We start from the raw sequence: 9362 nt of genomic DNA on the forward strand, positions 1-9362 counted from the left end.
GGTCTATTGTGCGTCAAAATATACACACAAACATCTTTATTCATACTATAATTGAAAACTTATAAATATTTCCCACTCAAATTCAATTATTTCCACTGTTACATTATTTTTCATCACAGTAGATCACTATTTATCCAACAAAGAAAGCTATTTTCACACTACTGATTACAACTAAATACACAATTCTTAAAATAACCGTAATCCTGCTTTCTCTCTTAAATAATCTTGTGAACCTGATATTGAATAGAATTTATCATCTATTGCTATCCGTTTTATTCTGGGATATATAGGAAGTACACCATAAGCATATAAATCACTAATCTGTTCAATAATTGCAGACCCAATACCACAACTTTTTTGATGTTCTTCCAAAACAATTATTTCAGAATATTGCTCTGCTATTTCTTTTATTTGTTTTACATTTAAAGGCTTTACAAAAGGTACGCTATAAATATCTGATTTAATATTTTCAACAATCATATATTTTACTGCATAATCTAATATAGAACCACTAGCAAGCAGAACTTTTTTTTCACTATTAATTTTTATTGGAAGAAGATCTCCTATTTGTAAATTCATTATATTTTCCTTATGAACAATTGCTTCACCCGCTTTCCCTAGTCTCAGATACATCGGTCCATTATAGTTTGCAGAAATCGTAGTTACCGACTTTGCTTCAACAGGGTCGCAAGGAGAACATATAATCATATTAGGAATTGTCCGCATCATACCAAGCTCTTCAGTCGCATGATGTGAAGCACCGAGAGAACCGTAGGCATAACCTGCACCAACCGATACAATTTTTACACTTAAACTGTGATATGCTACATCATAACGAATCTGCTCCATACAACGAAGAGTGGGAAAGTTCCCTATAGAATAAACATAAACATTATACCCTTCCTTAGCCAATCCAGCAGCAACACCAATCATATTCTGTTCTGCTATACCTGTATTTAAAAAACGCTTTGGAAACAGATTAGCAAAATCTTCGACTACACTAAAGCCTAAATCCCCAACAACAAGAAATATTTTGTCATTCTTTTTAGCTTCTTCTACCAATTGTTTTATAAATGCAGTTCTCATCCTTCTATTTCCTTTATAGCTTGATTATATTGTTTTTCATCCGGAGATTTATAATGCCACAACAATTCATTTTCCATAAATGAAACTCCTTTACCTTTTATTGTATCAGCTATTATCGCAGTTGGTTTCCCCAAAAATGCTTCCGCTTGGATGAAAGCTCTACGAATAGCTTCATGATTATGACCATCTATTTGAATAACATTCCAATTAAATGCCTCCAACTTACTTTTAAAAGGTTCCAAATTTAAAACCTCATTGGTTGCACCCAAACTTTGAATCTTATTATAGTCAATAATTAAACACAAGTTATCCAGTTCTAAATGTGAAGCCAACAGTAAAGCTTCCCAATTTGAACCTTCATCCATTTCTCCATCTCCAACAATTACATAAGTACGATACTTCTGTCCTCTTCGCTTCGCAGCTAAAGCAATTCCGCACGCAATTGGCAAACCATGTCCAAGGCTACCAGCAGAAATTTCTATTCCTGGTATATAATGGCTTGTATGGGATAATAGACGACTTCCATTTTTCCCATAATCGTCCAGTTCCTCCATAGAAAAGAAACCACATAATGCTAATGTAGAATAGAAAGAGACACAAGCATGACCTTTTGAAAGTATAAACCGATCTCTTTCTTCCCAAGAAGGATTAGAAACATCATATTTTAATATCGTACTATATAACACAGATAATAAATCTACCATTGATAAAGCCCCACCAATATGAGATGCTTTTGCTTGGTAAACCATACGTAGTGAACACTTACGTATTTCTTTTGATAACGTAATACTATCTTTTATCATTATAAATAGCCTTATAATATTCTATCGTTTGAATTAATTTACTAGAAAAATCAGAAACTTCAAAGTCTCCAAACGCTTTTCGAGTCTTCAAATTAACAGAGCCATTAATCATTGACTGATTTTTACGATAAGGGAGAGCTCCAAAATTTAAACAAAATTCAGGTCTTAAATATTCTTTTATATGAACTAAAATACTTTTTAGGGAACGCAATTTATCCGAAGCAATATGATAAATCCCACTTTCTGCATTTCCTTTAACTGCAGACAGTATCACATTTGTTACATCCTTAATATATAAATAAGAATACTTCTGTTCACCAGCTGTTAAATCCATATGATCTTGATCAGTAGACATCATATTTTTGATGACAGCAGGTATTAACCAGTTCTCTGCTTCTCTCTCACCAAAACAAGAGAACAATCTAAACCAATACCAAGTTATATTATTTTCTTCACAGAAAGTTTTTACTATTTGTTGTGCTGCCAATTTTACAACCCCATATGCTGTATTAGGATCAGCTATGTAATTTTCATCAACACACCCATCAAAAGTCCCATATTCTGCTTGAGAACCAATTCCTATAAATACTTTTACTTCTAACCGCTTTGCTAAATCTAGTAAGCGCTGTTGATAACATAAATTATCGAGTTGATGTTTCCATGAGTTCCGCTCACCTGCTGAAACACCATTCCAAGCAGAATTTATTATTACATTAGGACGAAAAGACAAAACATCCAATTCAAAAGTATCTGAATCACTATTAGTCCATTTAACTTTATTTTCTAAAGAAGCACATCTCCATAAATCTGATTTTGTTCTTTTTGCTAACAATAGTTCATGGCCATGTGTAGATAAAGTTTCAGCAATATGAGAGCCCAAAAAGCCTGTTGCCCCCGTCAACAATATTTTCATTTCAATAAATAGTTGATTATTTGATTTACACAAACATCATAGACTTCTTCTTTACGATAACTTTTGTACCAATCGACTGTCAGAGATACAGTCTGATCAAGGTTCATTCGCGGCTGCCATCCTAACAAAAATTGGGCTTTGGAAATATCCAACATCAGTAATCTCGCCTCATGCAAAACATTTTGTTCAGACAAATCTCTTAAGTCTCCGCTTCCATATTCTTCCACAACTTTAGCAGCAATATCCCAAACAGTAGAAATAGATTCTGTTCTTGGACCAAAATTCCATCCTTCACAGTATTTGGTAGGTTCATCCCACATCTTACTAGCCAATAACATATAACCACTTAATGGTTCCAATACATGTTGCCAAGGACGAATAGCTTCCGGATTACGAATCTCAATAGGTCTATTTGATTCTAAAGCACGGATACAATCGGGAATAATTCTATCTAAAGCCCAATCGCCACCACCAATCACATTACCTGCACGAACACTGGCTATACTTTTACCATGCTTTTCATATTGCTCTGGATTAAAGAAAGAACGCCTCCAAGAAGCAATAGCTATTTCGGCCGCTCCCTTACTACTGGAATAAGGGTCGTAACCACCCATCGGTTCATTCTCATGATAGCCCCAAAGTTGCTCTTTGTTTTCATAACATTTATCGGTAGTTATCATGACGCCTACCTTTACGCTATCCGTTATCCGTATAGCTTCCAATATGTTAATCGTCCCCATTACATTAGTTTCGTACGTTTCAACGGGAATTTCATAACTTAAACGTACTAGAGGTTGGGCAGCCAAGTGAAAAACAATTTCGGGTTGATATTCCTGAAAAATATCTTTCATTCGCTGACTATCACGAATATCAGCACGCAGGTCAGCTTTTATTTTTCCTCCTATTCCGGACAACACATAATTATCTTTATCTGTAGCCGGATCTTTAGCCACCCCGATCACTTCCGCTCCCAATTCATGGAGCCAGATAGAAAGCCAGCTACCTTTAAAGCCTGTATGTCCGGTTACAAGAACACGCTTCCCTCTATAGAAATTTTTAAATATGTCTATATCCATTATTTACCAAACTTTCCAGGGAGCTATCCCCTTATCCCACATTTCATTGAGTTCCACATTATCACGGAGTGTATCCATCGGCTTCCAAAAACCGGTATGACGATAAGCATGCATTTTACCATCTTTCGCCAAGTCTTCAAGAGGCTTACGCTCAAAAACAATAGTATCATCACACGCAGGAATATATTCAAAGACTTTAGGTTCGCAAACAAAATAACCTGCATTCACCCAATTACGATCACCATCCGGTTTTTCTTGAAAGGAAAGTACCTTGTTATTATTCAAATCTATTTGCAAGGCTCCGAATTTACCTCCGGGCTTGTAAGCCGTTAATGAGATGTCACAACCTGATAATTCATGCTCCTTAATGCTCTCTGCTATATTTATATCCGCTACTCCATCGCCGTAAGTAAGAACAAAGCGTTCATCACCAATATATTTCTGTACTCGTTTCAGACGCCCTCCTGTTTGGGTATTCAAGCCGGTATCAACCATAGTCACTTTCCAATTTTCAGAGTGATTATCAAGTATTTCAACACTGTTATTGGACAGGTCGACTGTGAGGTCGCTATTATGACGAAAATAATTAGCGAAATATTCTTTTATAACATATTGTTTATAACCGCAACAGATAACAAATTCATTAATTCCATAATGACTATAAGTCTTCATAATATGCCAAAGAATAGGCTTTCCACCTATTTCAACCATCGGTTTGGGAATAAGATTGGTAGCCTCACTCAAACGGGTTCCAAAACCTCCTGCGAAAATGACTGCTTTCATTATTCTCTACGCTTTACGGGATGTAACAAATTCCTTGATTGTGGAAATCATATATTGGAGCATTTCTTCAGTCATACCCGGGTAAACTCCAATCCAGAAAGTATTATTCAATATAAAATCTGTACCTTTCAAATCACCGACAACACGATAACCGTCACCGTTTTGTCGCATTTCATTAAAAGCCGGATGTTTCAACAGGTTTCCTGCAAAAAGATTACGGGTTTGTATTTTCTTGCTCTCCAAATATTCTGATAATTCATTACGGGTGAACCCTGCATCTTCTTTCACTGAAATAAGAAAACCAAACCAGCTAGGATTAGAGTTCTTTTGAGGTTCAGGAAGTATTAGTCCTTCCGTATCATTCAGACCGTCAAGTAAAGTCTGGAAATTCTTTCTACGAGCCAATACTATACTGTCCAACTTATCCAATTGGGCGCAACCAATAGCCGCTTGCATATCGGTTAGCTTTAAATTATAACCCAAATGAGAATAAACATATTTATGATCATAACCTACAGGCAACTCACCAAATTGTTTACTGAAACGATACTTGCAAGTATTATCTACACCACCTACACACCAGCAATCACGCCCCCAATCACGGAAAGAATTGGTTATCTTATTAAGCAATGGATCATTTGTGTACACAGCACCACCCTCACCCATTGTCATGTGATGTGGTGGGTAAAAACTGCTAGTACCAATATGACCGATGGTCCCTGTCTTTCTCGTTTCACCATTAATGGTATATTCTGAACCCAAGGCATCACAATTATCTTCAACTAACCAAAGATGATGACGATCACAAAAATCTTTTACCGACTGTAAATCGAAAGGATTACCCAACGAATGGGCAATCATGACAGCTTTGGTTTTATCAGAATAAGCAGTTTCCAGTTGAGTTATATCTATATTATACTCCGGAATCGTTACATCTACAAATACTGGAATCGCACCATACTGAATGATAGGCGTTACAGTAGTTGGAAATCCACAAGCTACTGTTATAACCTCATCACCTTTTTTTATACGACGCTCCCCCAATAGTGGAGAAGTCAATGTCATAAATGCTAATAAATTTGCAGAAGACCCGGAATTTGTCAGCGAACAATATTTAACCCCCAACCAGTCTGCAAAACGTTTCTCGAATTTATGAGCCCAAGGTCCTGCTGTAAGCCAGAAGTCCAAAGAGGAATCAATCAAATTAACGAGTTCTTCAGCATCAAAAAAACGACCACCATAATTTACAAAACTTTTCCCTGGTTCAAAGACTTTGGAGTCTCGATGAACCTCATTATAATATTCACGAGATAACTGAAGAATTTGTTGCTTCAGGGTTTCTTTTTTATTCATAAGCAGATATATTTAGTAATATATATTTAAGATGTTTTACTTGTAAAGATACTTTAATATGCGTTCTTTTCTCCTACAACTACATTCGCCACGGTCTTATAAATGATATATATGTCAAGCAACATTGTCCAGTGCTCCATATACCAAATATCAGCCTTAACACGTTCCTCCATCTGTGAAAGTTCCCTCGTTTCACCACGGAAACCATGTGTTTGAGCCCAGCCGGTCACCCCAGGTTTTATAAAATGCCGCACCATATATTTATCAATCAAACGGGCGTAAGTCTCCGTATGAGCCAACATGTGTGGACGGGGGCCTACTATCGACATATCACCCTTAAAGACATTGATAAACTGGGGAAGTTCGTCTATATTAGAACGACGAAGAAAATTTCCAAACCGGGTTTTACGGGGATCATCAGCCGTAGCCTGTTTGCTGTCAGCTTCATCATTCACTTTCATCGAACGGAATTTGTAACACACAAAATCCACACCGTTCAACCCCGTACGCATTTGCTTAAAGAACACAGGACCGGGAGAAGTCAGCTTTATGATACTACCTACTATGAGATAAACAAAAGGAAAAATAGTAACCAGAAAAAGACCAGAGAAAACAATATCAAATATCCGCTTCAATATACGATTCTCCATCTTACCCAAAGGCTCATAACGCAGATTCAAAATAGGCATATTGCCAACCATACTGTGCCAAATACGACGAGGAAAACCTTTACATACATTAGGAACACCATGAAAATAAAGCAAATGGTTTTCACAATGATTCATGATAGAAAAATTATAACGACCTTCCTCCATCGACAGAGAACAAAAGACATGCTTGATACCCGGGTGTGCAGACATAAAATCTGAAAAACCGTCAGGATTACCCAAATAAGAACATTGGGAAGAAAGGGTATCATTCGGTTTTATATCAAAATAACCCACGACTTCATATAGAGAAGACGCCAGAGAACTTTCCATCTCCTCATACAATACCTGCATATTATTGCCACCACCTATAAAAACAGCATAACGTCTATGCTTGCCCTTAGCACAATAGACTATCAGAAAATGACGAATAATAATGCGATAAATACTTAAGATGACAAAGAGGAAAGAGAAATAAGCGACAAAGAAAAGAGGAGAATAGATAGAGATTCCACTAAAAGTCATGATACATGCCCAAAAGATGGAAAAAGCTATAATATTCTTCAACACGCGCAATACTAGTTGGTCAGGGCGAATTCCCCGACTATCCCAAACCCTCCCACGGGAGCTCGAACAGGCCAGATAGCAAAGACTTAACGAAGTCATCATCCAGGAAACCCTACAAGAAAAAGGTAAAGAGACAAATACTTCTTCCCAAAAGAAAAGGAGAAAAAACAATACCAGATTCAGAATGATCAGATCTCCCAGAACTGCTACAAATTCTATAAATTTATTGATTTGACTGGTGGTTGATACCATATCACATTAAAAATTGATTTTAGGCATATACTTCTTTGAACTTATTTAGGAGATCTTTCCCGAACAAATTCCAAGAGATTACAATACAAACTGATAGGAAAATAAAAGCTAAAACATATACCTTTCTACTGGTTCCCGAAGGTTCTAAGGGGACAACAGCAGGTTCTACAACAGCAAACACTGGTTTTTCTTCCTGAACTTTAGCTCTGGAAACCTGAAGCTGACTGGTAACCTGACTATATACCTGGTAAGCCAAACTCATGTCATTCTGCAAACGTTCCTGTTCGGTACGAACACTCTGCAAAATGATATTGTCATGAGAGTCCATATAATCGGCATATTTCTTCTGAGCAGCATAATATTCTTGCTGACGTTCCTTGAAGAGTTTCTCCAAATAAATACAATCCTCTTTTGCCTTGAAGGTACGGTAGTCTATTATATATTCCTGCAACTTCTTAACCACAGAGTCAGCAACGACTGCAGCAACCTTAGGACTCTGCAAAGTCACAGAAACGGTAGTCATAGAGGTTTTCTTATCTACAGAAGCAGCAATCTTTCTCTTTAGTGATTCAATCTTCTGAGACTCCTTTTTGGATAATTCAATGGTACCCCGACTTGCTTTATCGGAAGATATGGGTTCATCCTCATTTTCTGTAAACAAGGACTTTACTCCACCAATTACCATGCCAGGAAATCCGATTACATAACCCCACCATGGGGATGACTCTTCATTCAAATAAGAACTTAAAGAGATTTCCTCACTCCCTGATACGGGGACTTTCATATTAGAAAGTTCCAACAGAAAGGGAGTAGAAGAAACAATATCAGCAGATAAGGAAGCATTTAAGGCATCAGTGCCATCTCCCATAGAAACTCCACTTCCTAAAAAAGAAGCAGCCAAACCGGATAAACCACCACCCTTGTTATTGCCCATTTCCGGAGAAAGGGTAACTTCAACCGTGTACTGCTTAGGGATACTGATTGCAACAATAACACCAATTATCAGTCCGATACCGGCAGCTTTATAGATCTTCTTACGAATACCTATAATCTTACGAAGAAGATCCATCAAATCAATTTCAAGCTCCTCATCATTGTGATTATTATGCAACTGTTTTGTTTCCTTTTCAGATGTTTGTTCCATCAAAGTAGACATAAATAAAGATATTCGTTATTTCTTGATTAAATTAGCAATAGAGGCAATCATCATACCCAAAGTACTGAATGTGGTAGCATAACCTAAGATATTACCAATATTAGTCCTTTTCTTAGCCTTACTAGGTACAATTATCTCGCAACCCGGTTCAATCTGTTTCTTACCACTACCTTTAACCTTAGTAACCTGTCCATTCATATAAACTATGAACTTCTTACTCTTCTTTGCATTTTCAGAATAACCTCCAGCCTGATTCAGGTAATAGTCTATATTCTCACCCTTTATATAAGAAACTGTATTTGGAACCATCACAGCACCATTGATCGTGACCGTATTATTGTTCTTCGGAATGGAAATCACGTCACCCTCACGCAAGACAATATCCGCTGTACTGCCAGGATTAGCTATAGCTTTCTCCAAATCAATGCCGACTGTAAAATGATCTTCCACACGGACGCCCAAAGAATCCATCATAGCCTCACCCAACTGTCGACTCATCAAACGGATCACATCTCCCATACGTTTCTTCTCACCTGCAGTAGCGACACGAGTCAACTTGGCACCGCGTAAGTAAGCATAATTCGTAGCACCTCCAGCTTTATTGATCAAGTCTGAAAGGCGTTCTTCACGACTGGTCATGGCGTAAGACCCTCCGAACAGGATTTCACCTTCAACAACCACATTCTGTTGAGCCTGATAACCCGGACTACGACGTACATAGACCTC

9 protein-coding genes are annotated in these 9362 nt (G+C 37.3%); all 9 read right to left on the minus strand.

Translation table 11 applies throughout. From position 1 onward, the window contains the following. Positions 1 to 186: 186 nt before the first annotated feature. Positions 187 to 1086 carry a transketolase family protein gene (locus tag LPH68_RS24505; protein WP_009039828.1) on the minus strand — a complete coding sequence of 300 codons (900 nt, stop codon included), beginning with the start codon at positions 1084 to 1086 and terminating at the stop codon, positions 187 to 189. Beyond that, a complete protein-coding gene (locus LPH68_RS24510; RefSeq protein WP_009039829.1) occupies positions 1083 to 1889 on the minus strand; it encodes a transketolase in 807 nt (268 codons plus the stop codon). Before LPH68_RS24510 ends, LPH68_RS24505 begins: the two co-directional genes overlap by 4 nt. Beyond that, positions 1876 to 2802, minus strand: a complete 927-nt coding sequence (locus tag LPH68_RS24515) for an NAD(P)-dependent oxidoreductase (protein WP_009039830.1) — start codon at positions 2800 to 2802, stop codon at positions 1876 to 1878. Before LPH68_RS24515 ends, LPH68_RS24510 begins: the two co-directional genes overlap by 14 nt. After that, positions 2799 to 3878 carry a CDP-glucose 4,6-dehydratase gene (gene rfbG, locus LPH68_RS24520; RefSeq protein ID WP_009039831.1) on the minus strand — a complete coding sequence of 360 codons (1080 nt, stop codon included), beginning with the start codon at positions 3876 to 3878 and terminating at the stop codon, positions 2799 to 2801. Before rfbG ends, LPH68_RS24515 begins: the two co-directional genes overlap by 4 nt. Before the next feature lie 3 nt (positions 3879 to 3881). After that, positions 3882 to 4661, minus strand: coding sequence for a glucose-1-phosphate cytidylyltransferase (rfbF, locus tag LPH68_RS24525; RefSeq protein ID WP_009039832.1), 780 nt, complete (start codon positions 4659 to 4661; stop codon positions 3882 to 3884). Positions 4662 to 4667: 6 nt separating this feature from the next. After that, positions 4668 to 6014, minus strand: a complete 1347-nt coding sequence (gene rfbH / locus LPH68_RS24530; RefSeq protein ID WP_009039833.1) for a lipopolysaccharide biosynthesis protein RfbH — start codon at positions 6012 to 6014, stop codon at positions 4668 to 4670. 53 nt (positions 6015 to 6067) lie between these two features. Next, positions 6068 to 7480, minus strand: a complete 1413-nt coding sequence (locus LPH68_RS24535) for an undecaprenyl-phosphate glucose phosphotransferase (protein WP_230297187.1) — start codon at positions 7478 to 7480, stop codon at positions 6068 to 6070. 19 nt (positions 7481 to 7499) lie between these two features. Further along, entirely contained in the window at positions 7500 to 8636 is a 1137-nt protein-coding gene (locus LPH68_RS24540; protein ID WP_009039835.1) for a Wzz/FepE/Etk N-terminal domain-containing protein, read from the minus strand. 15 nt (positions 8637 to 8651) lie between these two features. Next, the coding region (locus LPH68_RS24545) for an SLBB domain-containing protein (RefSeq protein ID WP_230297188.1) at positions 8652 to 9362 on the minus strand (711 nt) is incomplete at its 5' end.

Source organism: Bacteroides sp. 1_1_30, assembly GCF_020982715.1.
In the GTDB taxonomy this organism is placed as follows: Bacteria; Bacteroidota; Bacteroidia; order Bacteroidales; family Bacteroidaceae; genus Bacteroides; species Bacteroides xylanisolvens.